Raw genomic sequence first — 17,154 nt, 5'->3', positions numbered from 1 at the left:
GAAGCGAAGGCGCAACAGGCGGAAACGGAAGCCCCGAAAGGCGGCCGTGGAGCAGTCTCAGCGCCGCAACCGAACTATGGTCGCGGCTACACTGCTCAGCATTTTTCCCGCCGGGATGTCACCTTCTGCGGTGCAATCATAATACCACTCGGAGGGGCACCGCAACCGTGCGCTCGGCCGATGGAGAATGCCGGAGTGGCGTGGGCGTGATCGTTATTTGGTTGCGGTTTGTTGGTTGCGGTGCGCGGGTCGGTGGCCGGTCCGTCGTGGTTGCTTTTCGGTGGTGGCGATTCGCGGGCGCCTGGGGCGACCAAAAAAGAAGATTGCGATTCGTCGTTGGTGCGATTCGAGCGCTTGCGGCGGCCGACGGCGGGTTGGGGCGGGGGTCGGTGGTGGGGAGTTGCCGAGGGTTGTCATCGTGCACGTCACAGTCGCGGGGGTTGTGCCGCGTGGGACCATCGGAGCGTGACCTGGGCTGAACCTTCGTCGACCGCCACCGCGCTGCTGTTGTTGGGCCGCGGCACCGACCCGGATACCGAAAAGGGTGTCGAGTGCCCCGGCGATCTGCCCGCACCGAGTGATCCGGACCTGGTCGAGCGCGCTCGCGCGGCCAAGGCGGCGCTCGGTGACCGCGTCTTCGTGCTGGGCCACCACTATCAGCGCGACGAGGTGATCCAGTTCGCCGATGTGACCGGCGACTCCTTCAAGCTTGCCCGCGAGGCGGCCGCCCGGCCGGACGCGGAGTACATCGTGTTCTGCGGTGTGCATTTCATGGCCGAGAGTGCCGACATCCTGACGTCCGACGCGCAGCGGGTCGTGCTGCCCGACCTGGCGGCCGGCTGCTCCATGGCCGACATGGCCGTGCTGTCGCAGGTCGAGAAGGCGTGGGAGCGGTTCTCGGCCCTCGGCATCGCCGCTGAGGTGGTGCCGGTCACGTACATGAACTCGTCGGCCGACATCAAGGGGTTCGTCGGGCGCAACGATGGTGTGGTGTGCACCTCGTCCAACGCCGAGACGGCGCTGCGGTGGTCGTTCGAGCAGGGGACCAAGGTGTTCTTCCTGCCCGACCAGCACCTCGGGCGCAACACGGCGGTCCTGAAGATGGGCCTCGAGCTGTCCGACTGCGTGCTCTACGACCCGCACAAGCCCGGCGGCGGCCTGACCGACGAGCAGCTGCGCGGGGCCAAGATGATCCTGTGGAAGGGGCACTGCTCGGTGCACGGGCGGTTCTCGCTCGACGCCGTGGAGGACGTGCGGGCCCGGGTGCCCGGGGTCAACGTGCTCGTCCACCCCGAGTGCCGGCACGAGGTCGTGACCGCGGCGGACTACGTGGGGTCGACCGAGTACATCATCCGGGTGATCGACGACGCTCCGGCCGGGTCGGCGTGGGCCGTCGGCACCGAGCTCAACCTGGTCCGCCGGCTCGCGGTGGCGCACCCGGACAAGCAGATCATGTTCCTGGAGCGCAACGTCTGCTACTGCTCGACGATGAACCGCATCGACCTCCCGCACCTGGTGTGGACGCTCGAGGAGCTCGTCGCCGGGCGGGTGCCCAACCAGATCACTGTCGACGCATCCACCGCGCACTACGCGCGGGTGGCACTCGACCGGATGCTCGCGCTGCCGTAACGCATATTTGTCATCACCCTCTGTGGTGATCTGTGTCAGAGTCCCGTCTTCGTGCCAGCGCTGACGTGCGGCCGACTTTTGCATGCAGTAGATGTGGATATGCTGCGCGGGCGAAGCGGTGCGCTTTCGCGCTCCCGTCACGCTGCGTATGTCTTTGTTCCGCTGCGTGTCTTTCAAGTTCCTGCCTGCAGGAGGGTTTCAGTGACCAACTACGACGCCGGTGACGTCCTCACCGTCTACGGGGGCACGCCGCTCAACGGCGAGCTGCGCGTGCGCGGTGCCAAGAACCTCGTCTCCAAGGCGATGGTCGCCGCACTGCTCGGTGAGACCCCGAGCCGGCTCTACGACGTCCCGGCCATCAGCGACGTCGCCGTGGTCACCGGCCTGCTCGAACTGCACGGCGTGAAGGTCACGAACCCGTCCGACGGCGAGTTCGTCTTCGACACCTCCGACGTCGAGTCGGCCAACGTCGACGAGATCAACGTGCACGCCGGCTCCAGCCGCATCCCGATCCTGTTCTGCGGCCCGCTGCTGCACCGCCTCGGCCACGCCTTCATCCCCGACCTCGGCGGCTGCAACATCGGCGGCCGCCCGATCGACTTCCACATCCAGGCCCTCCGCGAGTTCGGCGCCGTCGTCGACAAGTCCGAGAAGGGCATGGACATCACCGCGCCCGACGGGCTCAAGGGGGCCAAGCTCGAGCTGCCCTACCCGTCCGTCGGCGCCACCGAGCAGATCCTGCTCACCGCGGTCCGCGCGGAGGGTGTCACGGAGCTGCGCAACGCGGCCGTCGAGCCGGAGATCATCGACCTCATCTGCGTGCTGCAGAAGATGGGCGCGATCATCAAGGTCCACACGGACCGGGTCATTGAGATCCAGGGTGTACCGCGGCTCGTCGGCTACAGCCACCGCCCGATCCCGGACCGCATCGAGGCCGCCAGCTGGGCCGCGGCCGCCCTGGCCACCCGCGGCGACGTGTTCGTCAAGGGCGCCCGCCAGGTCGACATGATGACGTTCCTCAACCTCTACACCACCGTCGGCGGCGCGTTCGAGATCGACGACACCCCCGGCGAGGGCGGCATCCGCTTCTGGCACCCGGGCGGCGAGCTCAAGGCCGTGGCCATGGAGACCGACGTCCACCCGGGCTTCATGACCGACTGGCAGCAGCCGATGGTCGTGGCCCTGACCCAGGCCCGCGGGCTGTCGATCGTCCACGAGACCGTCTACGAGCGGCGCCTCGGCTACACCGCCGCGCTCAACCAGATGGGCGCGACGATCCAGACCTACCGCGAATGCCTCGGCGGGACCCCGTGCCGCTTCGGCCGCCGCAACTTCATGCACTCGGCGGTCATCGCCGGCCCGTCCAAGCTGCACGCGGCCGACCTGGTCATCCCCGACCTGCGGGCCGGCTTCAGCCACCTGATCGCCGCCCTGGCGGCCGAGGGCACGTCCCGCGTCTACGGCGTGAAGCTGATCCAGCGCGGCTACGAGGACTTCGAGGGCAAGCTCAACGCCCTCGGCGCCCACGTCGAGCTGGGCTGATCACACTCCGCTCCGCACCGAACCCACTGCGCGCCGGTCACCCGACCGGCGCGCAGCTCGTTTCGCCACGCCGCTCGCCCGTTTCGCCCACGCGCTCGTTCCCACCGCGAAGCTCGATGCAGCGCACGGCTTGCTCGTGTTGCACCGGGCGGGTCGTGCTGGGCGGGCGGCGGGCCCGGTGCTGGGCAAGCGGCGGGCGGCGGGCGGCGGGCCTGGTGCTGGGCGAGCGGCGGGCGGCGGGCGGCGGGCCTGGTGCTGGGCGAGCGGCGGGCGGCGGGCCCGATGCTGGGCGAGCGGCGGGCGGCGGGCCCGATGCTGGGCGAGCGGCGGGCGGCGGGCCCGATGCTGAGCGGCCGATCGCCGGGACGATGAACGCTGGCGCTGGGCGAGTTGAACGTGGTCCTGAGCGTTTCTGACTGAGAGGTAGCCGACGCTGCTGATCTTCGGCGGTGTCGGCTACCCTTCGTGTCGTGCCCTCGCTGTTTCGCCGCAAGCCAGAAGAGCCCGCCGCCTCGGCCGCCGTCGTGACCGAGGCGGAGCCGGAGACGTCCGCCAAGGGCTACACGCCGAGTAAGCGTGAGCAAGGTAAGACGACGCCGAAGCGCGTGATCGCCGGGCGGCGGATGCCGGAGCCGCCGGCGGCCAACCGCAAGGAGGCCGGGAAGCGGCTGCGGGAGAAGCAGCGGCAGGAGCGCCTCGAAGCGCGCGAGGGCATGGCCAACGGCGAGGAGCGCTACCTGCTCGCCCGCGACAAGGGGCCCGTGCGCAAGCTCGTGCGGGACATCGTCGACTCGCGGCGCACGATCGGCACGTTCTTCTTCGGCACCACGTTCCTGGTGATGCTGGTCGGGTTCAACCGGACCCTCAACCCCAACATCTACTTCGCGGCCAACGCGCTCTTCTTCGTGATGCTGCTGGCCACGCTGGTCGACGGCTTCATGATCTCGCGGACCGTGAAGAAGCTCGTCACGGCCCGATTCCCGGACGAAAACGTCAAACTGCGCTCGCTGTATCTCTACGCGGTCATGCGCTCGATCTCGTTCCGGTTCATCCGCAACCCCAAGCCCCAGGTCAAGATCGGCCAAGCGATCTGACTCTCCGCACCCCTGGCAACGTTTCGGCGGCGGCGGTGGCGTCGGGAGGGTTCCAAGCCTTACCCTCCCTTCGCGGCCGGACCACGATTTGCGCCTAGTCCGGCAAATCCACCGGGGCGGGCGCGGGGGCTGGCGCCGGCGCATGACGTGCGGCGGAGTGGGGCGAGGAGAGCGAAGCTGTGAGCGACGAGTACCCGGGGGAAGAGCCGGGAACCGCCGCGCCCAACTGGGCGGCTGTGCCGACCGTGCCGTGGGGCCGGGTGCCGGAGCAGCGCCGCGACGAGCCCGACCCGCGCCGAGGCCGCCACGCACCATCCCGCGGCAAAGCCACCGATCAGGCCCGCGGAAACGCGCCCGACCAGGCCCGCGGAAAGGTGCCTGAACAGGGCGGATACGACGATCGCGGCCGCGGCCAGGACCCGCGGGAACGCGACCACGACCGCCGCGACCGCGGACCCGAGCCCCGCGGGCGGGACGAGCGCACCCGTGATGATCGGGGGCACGACGACCGCGGCCGAAGTGATCGGCATCACGACGACCGGGGCCGCGAATACGGCGACCGGGGCTACGATCACCGCCGGCCCCGCGATGACCGCCGTGAATACGATGAGCGCGGGCACCGCGACCGCGGCTACGACGACCGTGGATACGACGACCGCCGGGACCCCCGCGGCTACGAGCGCGACCCCCGCGGCCGCGACCCCCGGGACTACGACGACCGGCGTGGGCATGACGACCGCGGCGGATACGACGACCGGCGAGGGCATGACGACCGGCGCGGGTATGACGACCGCCGGGGTTATGACGACCGCCCGGGCCGCGACGACCGTGGGGTCTACGGCGGCCGGGCGGCCTACGAGGGCCGGACCGGCTATGAGGACGAGTTCGAGGATCAGCGGAGCTTCGACGAGTACAGCTATGGACCGCCGGATGACGGCTCGGACCTCCCGCGGCCGGAGCGGCCCGTGCGGCCGGGCCAGGGCATGTGGGCCGAGCCGGACGAGTCGCCCGAGCGGGGCGAACGGGCGGATCGGGGCGAACGACCGGAGCGGGCGGAGCACGGCACCGCGTACGGGCGGCCGCGCAGCCGTGCCCTTGACGAGCCCACCGACGAGGTGCCGCGGGTTCGCCGGGACACGCCGTGGCATCCGCGTAATCCGCAGGGGTATCAGCAACCGCCGGCTCGTACCTCCGGCCGGGCCAGCGTGGGCGAGCGTGGGGGCGGGGGCGGCGTGTACGGATCGCCCCGGAATGCGCCGATCTCCGGAGCGCCGGTCAGCAGCGGACCGCTGAGCAACGCGCCCGTCAGCAGCGGACCGCTCAGTGATGCCCCCGTGAGCAGCGGACCCCTCCGCAACGCGCCCGTCAGCAGTGGGCCGCTCAGCGATGCCCCCGTGAGCAGCGGGCCCCTCCGCAACGCGCCCGTCAGCAGTGGGCCCCTCCGCAACGCGCCCGTCAGCAGCGCGCCCATGAGCGGGCCGCCGCTGGGAGACCGGCCGGAGCAGTCGTTCTTCGGGGCCGCGCACGTGCGGCCGGAGTACGGAAGTACCCATCCCGGCCACGTTCGGCCGGAATTCGAGGACACCCGGCCCGGCCACGTGCGGCCGGAGTTCGAAGACACCAATCCGTCGCACGCGCGGCTGGACTACGAGAGTGCGCAGCCCAGCCATGCGCGGCTGGACTACGGTGACGCTCCGCCTTCGCACGCGCGGCTGGACTACGAGGACGCGCGGCCGGCCCATGCCCGCACCGAGTACGACGACCCGCTGTCCGCGCCGCTCAGCAACGTGCCCGTGAGCAGTGCTCCGATGAGCGGGCCGCCGCTGCACAACGCGCCGGTGAGCAGTGCCCCGATGAGCGGGCCGCCGATGAGCAACGCGCCCATGAGCGGGCCGCCGCTGCGCAACGCGCCGGTGAGCAGTGCGCCCATGAGCGGGCCGCCCATCAGCCCGGCCCCCGTGAGCAGCGCGCCGATCAGTGGCGGGCCCTCGGGTGGCGGCCACGACGAGGAGCCGGATACGGGCGAGATCGGGCCGGGCACTGGCAGTACCCCCAAAGGCATCAAAATTGAATTCGTCGAAGTGGCCGATGCTCCGCCGCCCGCGGTCGCCTCGGGCACGGCCATGGGGGCCTATCAGTCGGGCCGGGTCACCGGGGCCGGCGTCGACGGCCTGCAGGCGACCGGGTATCTGCCGATCGTGCGGCCGGGGGCCGAGGGGTTTCCGCCGGAGCTGGCGGCGATCGCGCCGACCTCGCCGCCCGGGCCCAAGGCGGAGCCGGCGGCCGAGGAGCGCGGGCCCGACCCGGAGCAGGTACTGGCCACGTTCGTGTGGCGGTTCGACCCGGACACGCTGCGGGAGCAGATCGAGGGCGACGAGGTGACGCAGCTCACCGACATCCGGGATCAGCTCACCGCCAAGCTCAACGGTGTCGCCGACAACCCCACCCGGGCCCGGCTGCTGTCGCTGCGGGCGGTCGTGTCGCGGATCCTCGGTGACCTGCCGAAGGCGTTCGCGGACGGCAAGCTCGCGCTGGCGCACGCCGAGGCGACCGGGGAGCTGCGGCGGATCGCGATCGCGCAGGCCCGGCTGGCCAATGTCCTGCAGTGGCGGGAGGAGTTCGAGGAGGCCGACCGGCTGTACACACTGGCCAACTCCTCCGAGCTGCCGGACCGGCTGCGGGCCACGATGCACCAGCACTCCGGGAAGTGCTCGTACGACCAGGGCCGGTACATGGAGGCCTGCAACCACTTCGAACGCGCCCTCGACCTGCGCAAGGAGGAGGACCCGGAACTCATCGCGCAGACCGAGCTGGCGCTCGACGCGGTGTTCCGGCGGGTCGCGGAGAAGGGCTGGGGGCCGTATCCGCGGACCCGCGAGGAGATCCTGAAGATCCGCCCGGCCCCCGCACCGGCCTTCGACGAGCAGACCCAGCGGTGGGGGTACATCGTCCCCGACGGCAGCTTCGTGATCGGGCCCGGGTATCTGGACGTGCAGCCGTTCCGCGACGGCGTTGCCTGGGTGCAGCGGCAGGGCGCGCAGACCTGGGAGCTCATCGACGACACCGGGCAGGTGCTGATCGAGCCGGCCGCCGGGTACATCGGCGTGGGCAGCTTCTCCGACGGCATCGCCTGGGTCTCCCGCGACGGTACGACCGGCTGGATCGCCATCGACAAGACCAACGCGGTGCTCATCTCGGCCGGCTTCGACGACGTGCGGCCGTTCCGGCGGGGCGTGGCCGCGGTCCGGCGCGGACCCTACTGGGGTGCCGTCGACGGGGCCGGGCGGGTCGTCGTGCAGTTCCAGTACGACGGGTTCGCCACGGCACTGCTGGACGGGCGGTACATCGACGGGTTCAGCGACGAGGGCCTCGCCGTGGTGTCGCTGGACGGGCGCAAGGGCGTGGTCGACCGGTCCGGGCGGGTGCTGGTGCCGCCGGTGCACCACACGATCATGATCCACCCGGTGGCGTTCCTCTTCGTCGACGACGCGCAGCGCTGGGGTGCCCTGGACCGCCGCGGGCGCACCATCATCCAGGCCACGTTCGCCAGCCGGACCGGGGTCACCGACGAGATCGACCGGCTGCTGGCCGACACCCGCCCGGTGATGTAGCCCGCACCCGACATAGGGTCGACGACATGGAGTTTCGACACCTCGGCCGTTCCGGGCTGCTCGTCAGCGAGATCTCGTACGGCAACTGGATCACCCATGGCTCGCAGGTCGAGGCGGATCAGGCCACCGCATGTGTGCACGCCGCCCTCGACTTCGGCATCACGACCTTCGACACCGCCGACGTCTACGCGGGCACCCGCGCCGAGGTGGTGCTCGGTGACGCGCTGAAGGGCCAGAACCGCGACGGCCTGGAGATCTTCACCAAGGTCTACTGGCGGACGGGGCCCGGCCGCAACGACAGCGGCCTGTCACGCAAGCACATCATGAAGTCGATCGACGGGTCGCTGCGCCGGCTGCAGACCGACCACGTGGACCTGTACCAGGCGCACCGGTACGACGAGCACACCCCGCTCGAAGAGACCATGGAGGCCTTCGCCGACGTGGTGCGCTCCGGCAAGGCGCTGTACATCGGCGTCTCGGAGTGGCGGGCCGACCAGATCCGGGCCGCGGCCGCGCTGGCCAAGGAGCTGCACATCCAGCTGGTGTCCAACCAGCCGCAGTACTCCGCGCTGTACCGGGTCATCGAGGCCGAGGTCATCCCGGTCTCGGAGGAGCTCGGCCTGGGCCAGGTCGTCTTCTCGCCGCTCGCGCAAGGTGTGCTGACCGGGAAGTACAAGCCGGGGCAGGCGCCGCCGGCGGGCTCGCGGGCGACCGACGAGAAGTCCGGCAAGAACTTCATCTCGCGGTTCATGCGCGACGAGGTGCTCGAGACGGTCCAGCAGCTGCGGCCCCTCGCCGACCAGGCCGGGCTCTCGATGGCCCAGCTCGGGCTGGCGTGGGTGCTGGCGAACCCCAACGTGTCGTCCGCGATCGTCGGTGCCACCCGGCCCGAGCAGCTCGAGGACAACGTGAAGGCGTCCGGGGTGCGGTTGGACGCGGAACTCGTCAAGCGGATCGACGAGATCGTGGAGCCGATCGTCCAGCGGGACCCCGCGCTGACGCAGAGCCCCGCTGAGCGGCCGTAGACCTGGCAGGGGGTGCAGGGGGGCGGTGAGCCCCCTTGCCCGGGGCGGGAGCGAAGCGGCCTCGGAATCCTGAATCTTCGGGCTTTTCGGATTTTTCGCTTTTGTCGGTTTTTCCGGTTTTTTCGGTTTTATCGGTCCCAGAAGCGGAACAGCTCGTAGCCCACGGCGGCCTGGTAGGAGGGCAGGCCTATCAGGTCGCCGATCCAGTAGACGACGCTGAAGAACCAGCTGTTGATCCGCGGCGACCACAGCAGGGCGATCAGGATCAGCATGCCCCACGGCGCCACGTGGTTGAAGCCGCGCTGCCACTGCGGGGACAGCCACGGGTAGAGCAGGTTGCCGCCGTCGACGCCGGGCATCGGCACGAAGTTGAGCACGCTGGCCGTGAGCTGCAGGAACGCCAGGAACGCGAGGCCCGCGAAGAACGTCTCGTGGCCGCCGGTGTCGAGGCCGAACGTGAACGGCAGCACCAGCAGGATCGCCAGCACCAGGTTCATCGCCGGGCCGGCGAAGCTGATCAGGCTGTCGACGAACCGGCTGCGGATCGCGCCGTGGTTGACCCACACCGCGCCGCCGGGCAGGCCGATGCCGCCGATGAGGACGAACACCAGCGGCAGCACGATCGACAGCAGAGGGTGGCTGTACTTCAGCGGGTTGAGCGTCAGGTAGCCGCGGTGCGCGATGTCGTCGTCGCCGCCCTTGAAGGCGACCAGCGCGTGGGAGTACTCGTGCAGGCAGAGCGAGATCGTCCAGCCCGCCGCCACGAAGAGGAACACGTTGAACCGCGCGTCGCCGTAGTCCGCCCACGCCATCCAGCCGCTGACCGCCAGCAGCGCGAGCAGCCCGATGAAGATCGCGCTGGGCCGGAAGGCCTCGCGGGGAAGCCGGCCGACCGAGCTGCCGTAGCGCCCGTAGGACACTGTCAGCCCCCAGCCGGCAGCAGGCTCATCTTGTATTCCGTGCGCTCGTCCTCGGCGAGGACCGCCGTCGCCGCGCCCTTGGTGACCAGGTCACGCCACGTCTGCCCAAGCCACGACTCCGCGTCGGACTGGCTGGAAAACGCCTCGTTCGGGCCATCGACGGGCCTGCCCTCCGCGTCTTCGAACTGCCATGTCCACGCCATGGTCACACTCCTGTCCCAGGTAGAAGACTTCGAGCGTATCGGCCCCGTGGCCCTGAGCCGAGTCGGGCCACCGGTGTCCCTCTAAAGTACGGGGCATGCGGTTGCTGGTGCTCGGAGGAATCCGGTCCGGGAAGTCGGAAGCGGCGGAGGCGCTCGTCGCCGATTCCGGCAGGGTGCGATACGTGGCGACGGCTCGGGAGAGCACGTCGGACGACGCCTGGACCGCGCGCATCGCCGCGCACAAGGCCCGCCGGCCCGAGACGTGGGTCACCGAGGAGGCCGGCTCCTCCCCTGAGCGCCTGGCCGAGCTGCTGACCGGGGCGAAGGCCGAGGACACGATCCTCGTCGACGACCTCGGCAACTGGCTGAGCGCGGCCTACGACAGCGGCGGCGACTGGTCTTCGGAAGCCGCGATCAACGCGCTGGCCGACGCCGTGCGGTCCTGCGGCGCCGGGCGGCTGGTCCTGGTCGGGCCCGAGGTCGGTCTCGGCGTGCTGCCCGCGACCGCGGCCGGGCGGGCCTTCGCCGACGCCAGCGGCCTGCTCAACCAGCGCGTGGCCGCCGCCTGCGACGGTGTGGCCCTGGTCGTGGCGGGCGAGGTGTCGTGGCTGCGCGGCGGGCCTTCGGAGGCGACGGTCGCCCCGGTCGTTGCCCCGGCCGCGGAGCCGGCACCGGCGGTGGTTGCCGAGCCGTTTGTTTTCGAGAGCAAAGGCGCGGGTTCGGTACTGTCCACCGCCGACGGTGGCGACACGCTCTCGTTCTCGACCGGCATGGAACTTCCGCTCCCCGACGAGTCGACGGCGCACGAGGCGGCCGAGCGGCTGCTCACGCTCCGGCTCAACGGGGCCGGGCTGGGTGGCCTGGTGCCGATCGTGCGGTTCGCCGGCGGTGTGCAGGGCCGGCCCGACCCGCGCCCGTTTCAGCAGCCTCGTGTGCTGGTCCTGCGTGGTGACCGTACCGGTGGCTTCGCCGCCGGCGACTCGGCCGACGCCGCCGACCAGCGCCTCGACGAGGTGGTGGAGGGCACCGGCACCCTGGCCATGCTCGCCGCGACCGCCGGGGCCAGCGTCCAGGCCATCGACTGCCCGTCGGCCGGCCCGGCCGAGCTGCACGACGCGATCGACGACGCCACCGTCGACTCGGCCCTAACCCTCGGCTGGCGGCTCGCCGACGCGGCCGCCAACGAGGGCGTCGACGTGCTCGTCCTGGGCGCGTGCGGCTCCGGCTCGGACGCGGCCGCCACCGCGATCGTCGCCGTGCTCACCGGGGCCGAGCCGTCCGCCCTGCTGGGCCGCGTGGTCGACTCGACGGGCTTCGTCGACGACGCCGCCTGGATCCGCAAAATCGGCGCGATCCGCGACGCCCGCCACCGCGTCCGCGCCCGCAGCCGCGACCCCCACGTCATGCTCTCGATGCTCGGCGGCGGCGACATCGCCGTCGCGACCGGCATCGTCCTCGGCGCCGCCTCCCGCCGCCTGCCGCTGCTGATCGACGGCCCGGTGGCGATCGCGGCCGCCCTGGTCGCCCGCGACTACGGCGCCCAGACGCGGCACTGGCTCCTGATGCCCGACCACGGCGACAACCCGACCGTGAAACTGGCCTCGGACGTCCTCGGCGCCGCCCCGTTCCTGTCGCTCCGCCTGGCCCTGGGCGAGGGCGCGACCGCGCTGGCCGCCCTGCCGCTGATCAACACCGCCCTGACCATCGCCGCCGCCACGCCGCTGCGCACGGCCGCCGTGGAGACGCCGCCGGAGGGGCTCAGTGAGCAGGAGCACATCGAGGCGGAGATCCAGCGGGTGGTGGCCGACTCCCCGACGGCCGAGATGCCGTACGTGAAGCCGTCGTGGGAGGACTGAGACTCGCCGTCTCGTTCCTGACGGTCGCCCCGGTCCGCGCGGATCGGGTCGACCGGCCGACGGCCAGGGCGGCGATGCTCCTGGCACCGTTCGTCGGGGCGCTGCTCGGGCTGGTCCTCGCGCTGGTGGCCGGCGCTTTGGTGCGCGTTGGGGCGGCACCGTTGCTGGGCGGAGCCGTGCTGGTGGCGTTGGCGCTGCTGCTGACGCGCGGGCTGCATGTGGATGGTTTGGCGGATACTGCGGATGGACTTGGATCGTACGCTGACGCCGATAAAGCGCTACAAATCATGAAAAAGTCCGATATTGGGCCTTTTGGGGTCTCGGCAATCGTCGCTGTACTGCTGGTCGATTCCGCCGCCGCCACCTCGCTGGTCGGCGCCGTGTCCGGGGCTCTCCCCCTCGCCTTCGCCGCCGGGCGTCTGGGCGCCACCGTGTCGTGCCGCCGGGGCCTGCCGGCCGCCCGGCCCGACGGTTTGGGGGCGCTGGTCGCGTCTTCGGTGCCGCTGGGGGCCTTGGGGTTGGTCACGGTCCTCCTGGGCGGTCTCGGGGCGCTGGTGGACGTGTGGCGGGGCCCGATGGCCGTGCTGGCCGCGGTGGCCCTGTCGTGGGCCCTCACCGCCCATGCCAGGCGACGGCTGGGCGGCCTGACCGGCGACGTGATCGGCGCCTCGATCGAACTCTCGACGGCCGCTGCACTCATCGTCCTGGCCACTTGAGCCGGTCACGTCGGGCCGGGGCGGCGGCGAACATGACGTGGCCGGTATCGCTCCGAGCCGAAGATCAGGACGTCGAGCCGCGAACCGGCCAGTCGTGCCAGCAGCGATCACACTCCGGCATGGCGCAGAGCATCCAACCGCCGCAGATCTCGTCCGGCTCCCAGAGCACGTGCTCGCTGATCGGGTGCGGGCACTGGTCACACACCACGGGCGGCGAGAAGCGCTCAGGTTCGCGATGCGTCACCGCCACAGTGTTCCGTGCGCAGGTCATCGATGGGGGTGTGCGTGCTCGAGAAACGTCGAGCGCCCGTCGCGGCCGATGCGCGCACCGCTTCTGACCCGAATGGCGTGGCGACCCGATTGCCGCCCATCCGCTGCGGGCTGCACCGCTCGTCCGGCGTGCCTCTGACAGATCCGCAGGCGTCATTTCGGCGGCTGGCTTGCTAAGCGAAGCGTTCGACACCTGGGAAGTCTGAGGCGGCGCGTCCGTCATCCGCCGCAGCGCCGTGCGTGAGGTGCGCGGAATCTATCACGCGAGGGCGATCTACCAGGTGCTCCACGTCGGGGACGCGCTGTCGCGTTGCGGCCGGTCGGGTCGGCGGCGGTTCGGCAACGCGGGCGGACGGCGCTTGGCGTTCACCGTGCCGGCGCCGAGGCCGAGCTGCGACCGTTCTTGGACATCGCCAGGGGTAGCGCTGTGTGCCGACGGGCCTGGGAACCGAGCGGTGCTCGGTGGCGAGGGAGTGCTTCGCAGGGGTGCAGGGGGCGGGGAGCCCCTTGCCCGGGGCGGGAGCGAAGCGGCCTCGGAATCCACTGCGTTTGCTGCTTTTGCTTTGGCTTCTATCGCTTCTTTTCGTAACCGCACCAGCACTCAGCGCGATCGGGGCGGCCGTCGGAGGTGGTGACGGCCGCCCTGGAGGTTGGGACTACTTGACGTTGGACTTCACGAAGGGGGGCTTGACGACGCGGACGGCTGAGCGGCGGCCCCGTACGTCCAGGGCCACCTCGTCGCCCTCCGTCACGCCGGCGGCCGTGTCGATCAGGGCCAGGGCTATGCCGACCTTGCGGGTCGGGGAGAACGTGCCGCTCGTCACCTCGCCGATCTGGTGGCCGTCGGCGTTCAGGACCGTCATGTGCGCCCTCGGGATGCCGCGGTCCAGCGCTTCCAGGCCGCACAGGACCCGGCGGGGGCCGTCGGCCTTCTCGGCGGTCACCGCGTCGCGGCCCCAGAACGCCGGCTTCTTCCAGCCCACGGCCCAGCCGGAGCGGGCCTGCACCGGGGTGATCTCCAGGGACAGGTCCTGGCCGTGCAGGGGGTAGCCCATCTCGGTGCGCAGGGTGTCGCGGGCGGCCAGGCCGCAGGGGCGGGCGCCGGCCTCCACGATCGCGTCCCACAGCGTGTGCGCGTCGTGCGACGGGACGACCAGCTCGTAGCCGTGCTCGCCGGTGTAGCCGGTGCGGCAGACCACGACGTCGGTGCCCTGGTACGAGGTGACCGTGAAGCTCATGTACTCGTGGTCCGTCGGCAGGCCCAACGCGGTCAGCAGCTCGGCCGAGCGGGGGCCCTGGACGGCCAGGACGGCGAAGAGCTCGTGCTGGTCGACGACGCTGACGCCGTTGGGCGCGACCGCGGTCAGGCGGCGGACCACCTCGGCCGTGTTCGCGGCGTTGGGGATGAGGAACACGTCGTCGTCGGCGAACCGATAGGCGATGAGGTCGTCCACCACGCCACCGGAATCATCCAAGCAGAGGGTGTACTGCGCCTGCCCCGCACTGATCCGATCGAGGTCGTTGCTCAGGCAGGTGTTGACGAAAGCGGCCGCGCCGCGTCCCCGAACCCGGGCCTTGCCCAGGTGGGAGACGTCGAACACGCCCACGTCCTCACGCACGGCCGCGTGCTCCTTCAGCACGCCGCCGCCGGCGTACTCCAGGGGCATCTCCCAGCCGCCGAACGCCGCGAACTTGGCCCCGAGCGCCGCATGGCGGTGATACAACGCGGGGTGCCGCAAGGGTTGGGTCATGCCCGCAACCTATCGCGTTGGTTATCGTGTCCTGCACCCGATTCGGCGGCATGCTGAAAGCTGCGGCGCCGAAGCGCAGCGAACCAATCAGTGATCTGGAGCACCAGTGACCTCCCTGAACCTGGTCGACACCGACCCAGCCAGCCTGAACGTCGACGCCGTCGTCATCGGCGTCTACGCGGACGAGAGCGGCGAGGCCAAGCTGCGCCTGGCCGCCGGCGCGGAGACCGTCGCGGCGGCGTTCGGCGACCGGCCGGGCGGCGGGCTCGCGGAGACCCTGCGGGTGCTCGGGGCGAGCGGCGCGGCCGGGGAGGTGACGAAGCTCGCAACGTTCGGTGCGGTGAAGGCCCCGCTCCTGGTGGCGGTCGGTCTGGGCGCACCCAACGGCGGCGACGCGGGCCGGGCCCCGACCCCCGAGACGCTGCGGCGGGCGGCCGGAGCCGCGGCCCGGGCCCTGTCCGGGTCGGCGTCGGCGGCGCTGGTCCTGCCCCTCGCGGACGACGGTGCGACGGGCGTGGCCGCGCTGAGCGCGGGGCTGCGGGCCGTGGGCGAGGGCGCGGTGCTCGGCGCCTACCGGTTCGCCGGATACAAGTCGAAGCCGGCGGCCGGCCAGCGCGAACCCCTCCGCAAGGCCCTCGTGCACGTCCCCGACGCGGGCGCCCGCGGCATCAAGGCCGAGCTCAAGCGGTCCGGGGTGCTCGGGGCCGCCGTGAGCCGCACCCGGGACTGGATCAACACGGCGCCCAACGAGCTGCGGCCGCCCGCGTTCGCCGAGCAGGTCGCGGCGGCGGCCCGGGAAGCGTCGTTGGACGTGTCGGTACTGGATGAGAAGGCACTGGCCCGCGGCGGCTACGGCGGCATCCTGGCCGTCGGCCTCGGCTCGGCCGCGGCGCCCCGCCTGGTCCGGCTGGCCTACGAGCCGGCCGGTGCGACCCGCCGGATCGCGCTCGTCGGCAAGGGCATCACGTTCGACACCGGCGGCGTGTCGATCAAGCCGGCCGCGGGCATGTGGGAGATGAAGTCCGACATGTCGGGCGCGGCCGCGGTCGTCGCCACGATGCTGGCGATCGCGCAGCTCAAGCCGAAGGTCGCCGTGGTCGCCTACGCGCCGATGGCCGAGAACATGGTCTCCGGCAGCGCCTACCGCCCCGGCGACGTCGTACGGATGTACAGCGGCGCCCAGGTCGAGGTCCTCAACACCGACGCCGAGGGCCGCATGATCCTCGGCGACGCGATCGCCCGGGCCTGCGAGGACGACCCCGACTACCTGTTCGAGGTGTCCACGCTCACCGGCGGCCAGGTCATCGCCCTGGGCAAGCGCATCGCCGGCGTCATGGGCACACCCGAACTGTGCGAACGCGTCCGCGCCGCCGGCGACCGCTCCGGCGAGCCGGCCTGGCCGATGCCGCTGCCCGAGGACGTACGCAAGGGCATGGACTCCGACGTGGCCGACATCTCCCAGGTCAACGCCGGCATGGACCGGGCCGGGCACATGCTGCAGGGCGGCGTGTTCCTGTCCGAGTTCGTGACCGAGGGCGTCCAATGGGCCCACATCGACATCGCGGGCCCGAGCTACCACGCCGGCGAGCCGTTCGGCTACTGGACCAAGGGCGGCACCGGCGTCCCCGTCCGCACCCTGGTCGAACTCGTCGAGGAGATCGCCGCCGAATAAAGAGCCGCCGCATTCGATGACCGCCCGGTTCACGGTCGATCGGCAAACCGCAGAAGCATAGGCAGTGGATTCCGAGGCCGCTTCGCTCCCGCCCCGGGCAGGGGGCTCCCGCCCCCTGCACCCCTGCCTACTCCCCCGGCGAGCTAGGTGCCACTGCGGAGGAATCGCCCGCTCGTCAGGCTCGCGTGCCGCGCCCGGCGCTGCGTTGATGCTGCTTTGGTGGTGCGCTGGTGCTGCTTTGGTGCTGCGAGGCGAACCGGGCAACTGGCCGATGCGGTGAGCTCGGTCGCGGTTTCTGCGGTTTGTCGGGTCTTCGGCTGGGTCGGCGGGTGTGCAGCTCGCCACCGACGGGACCGTCCCAGTCCACGGCGCCCGGCGCGCTGCTGCACGGCGGACGGCCCGTTGCTGCACGGCGCCCGGCGCACTGCCGCATGGCGGACGGTTGATAGCTGCTGTCCCGGTCGCGGCTGGGGACATCGCGGCGGATTCGTTGGCGCTCGTCGATTTGCACGATATGTCGGGCGCTTCGCACCGCGACATATCGCATTTATGCCCCGACAGGCGATAAATCGGATATGTCTGGATGCGGAGCGTTCGGACATATCTGTGGGGAGGGCAAGGAGGGCGGGCGTCGACTTGTGTGGCTTTGGGGTTGCGGGAGGCGAAGTGTTCGGACGTGTCCGCCGGGAGCGCCTGGGTCGACTTGGGTAGCTGCGGCTTGCCGGAGGCGGGGTGCTCGGACATATCCGCAGAGAGGGCGGGGGCGACGTGGCCACGTCCACTGAGGTGGTGTACGACTCGCCCACTTTGGGCGTGATGTGGGGAATGGGAACGGCCACCGCTAGATCCTTCGAACGGCGAAGTT

12 protein-coding genes are annotated in these 17,154 nt (G+C 71.1%); 8 read left to right on the top strand and 4 right to left on the bottom strand.

The genetic code is table 11. The features are described 5' to 3' along the window. Positions 1–465 precede the first annotated feature (465 nt). The 5 genes from nadA to ACIA8L_RS54900 all read left to right on the top strand — a co-directional run bounded on the left by nadA (position 466) and on the right by ACIA8L_RS54900 (position 8,901). On the top strand, positions 466–1,629 hold the full coding sequence (gene nadA / locus ACIA8L_RS54920; protein ID WP_395918053.1) for a quinolinate synthase NadA: 1,164 nt from the start codon (positions 466–468) through the stop codon (positions 1,627–1,629). A gap of 201 nt (positions 1,630–1,830) precedes the next feature. After that, positions 1,831–3,171, top strand: a complete 1,341-nt coding sequence (gene murA, locus ACIA8L_RS54915; RefSeq protein WP_395918051.1) for a UDP-N-acetylglucosamine 1-carboxyvinyltransferase — start codon at positions 1,831–1,833, stop codon at positions 3,169–3,171. A 470-nt stretch (positions 3,172–3,641) separates the two neighbouring features. Continuing rightward, on the top strand, positions 3,642–4,265 hold the full coding sequence (locus ACIA8L_RS54910; protein WP_395918050.1) for a DUF3043 domain-containing protein: 624 nt from the start codon (positions 3,642–3,644) through the stop codon (positions 4,263–4,265). Between the two features lie 179 nt (positions 4,266–4,444). After that, a complete protein-coding gene (locus ACIA8L_RS54905) occupies positions 4,445–7,876 on the top strand; it encodes a WG repeat-containing protein (RefSeq protein WP_395918048.1) in 3,432 nt (1,143 codons plus the stop codon). Between the two features lie 26 nt (positions 7,877–7,902). Next, positions 7,903–8,901: an aldo/keto reductase family protein gene (locus ACIA8L_RS54900; protein WP_395918046.1), complete on the top strand. Its 999-nt coding sequence runs from the start codon at positions 7,903–7,905 to the stop codon at positions 8,899–8,901. Positions 8,902–9,029: 128 nt separating this feature from the next. On the opposite strand, the gene ACIA8L_RS54895 is transcribed toward ACIA8L_RS54900, so the two are convergent. Beyond that, entirely contained in the window at positions 9,030–9,821 is a 792-nt protein-coding gene (locus ACIA8L_RS54895) for a site-2 protease family protein (protein ID WP_395918044.1), read from the bottom strand. A 2-nt stretch (positions 9,822–9,823) separates the two neighbouring features. After that, positions 9,824–10,024, bottom strand: a complete 201-nt coding sequence (locus tag ACIA8L_RS54890; protein ID WP_395918042.1) for a hypothetical protein — start codon at positions 10,022–10,024, stop codon at positions 9,824–9,826. A gap of 95 nt (positions 10,025–10,119) precedes the next feature. Here ACIA8L_RS54890 and ACIA8L_RS54885 point away from each other — a divergent pair, with 95 nt between their 5' ends. Together ACIA8L_RS54885 and cobS are read left to right on the top strand one after the other, a co-directional pair. Beyond that, a complete protein-coding gene (locus ACIA8L_RS54885; protein WP_395918041.1) occupies positions 10,120–11,880 on the top strand; it encodes a bifunctional adenosylcobinamide kinase/adenosylcobinamide-phosphate guanylyltransferase in 1,761 nt (586 codons plus the stop codon). Further along, positions 11,868–12,596, top strand: a complete 729-nt coding sequence (cobS, locus tag ACIA8L_RS54880; RefSeq protein ID WP_395918040.1) for an adenosylcobinamide-GDP ribazoletransferase — start codon at positions 11,868–11,870, stop codon at positions 12,594–12,596. The genes ACIA8L_RS54885 and cobS overlap by 13 nt, the downstream gene beginning before the upstream one ends. A 64-nt stretch (positions 12,597–12,660) precedes the next feature. On the opposite strand, the gene ACIA8L_RS54875 is transcribed toward cobS, so the two are convergent. Further along, positions 12,661–12,840, bottom strand: coding sequence for a hypothetical protein (locus ACIA8L_RS54875; RefSeq protein WP_395918039.1), 180 nt, complete (start codon positions 12,838–12,840; stop codon positions 12,661–12,663). Positions 12,841–13,522: 682 nt separating this feature from the next. Then, positions 13,523–14,617 carry a glycine cleavage system aminomethyltransferase GcvT gene (gcvT, locus tag ACIA8L_RS54870; protein ID WP_395918038.1) on the bottom strand — a complete coding sequence of 365 codons (1,095 nt, stop codon included), beginning with the start codon at positions 14,615–14,617 and terminating at the stop codon, positions 13,523–13,525. A 106-nt stretch (positions 14,618–14,723) separates the two neighbouring features. Here gcvT and ACIA8L_RS54865 point away from each other — a divergent pair, with 106 nt between their 5' ends. Beyond that, positions 14,724–16,289, top strand: coding sequence for a leucyl aminopeptidase (locus ACIA8L_RS54865; RefSeq protein ID WP_395918036.1), 1,566 nt, complete (start codon positions 14,724–14,726; stop codon positions 16,287–16,289). Positions 16,290–17,154: the final 865 nt, after the last annotated feature.

This window comes from Dactylosporangium sp. NPDC051541 (genome assembly GCF_044454505.1).
In the GTDB taxonomy this organism is placed as follows: domain Bacteria; phylum Actinomycetota; class Actinomycetes; order Mycobacteriales; family Micromonosporaceae; genus Dactylosporangium.
This window is presented reverse-complemented; position numbering and strand designations above follow the sequence as displayed.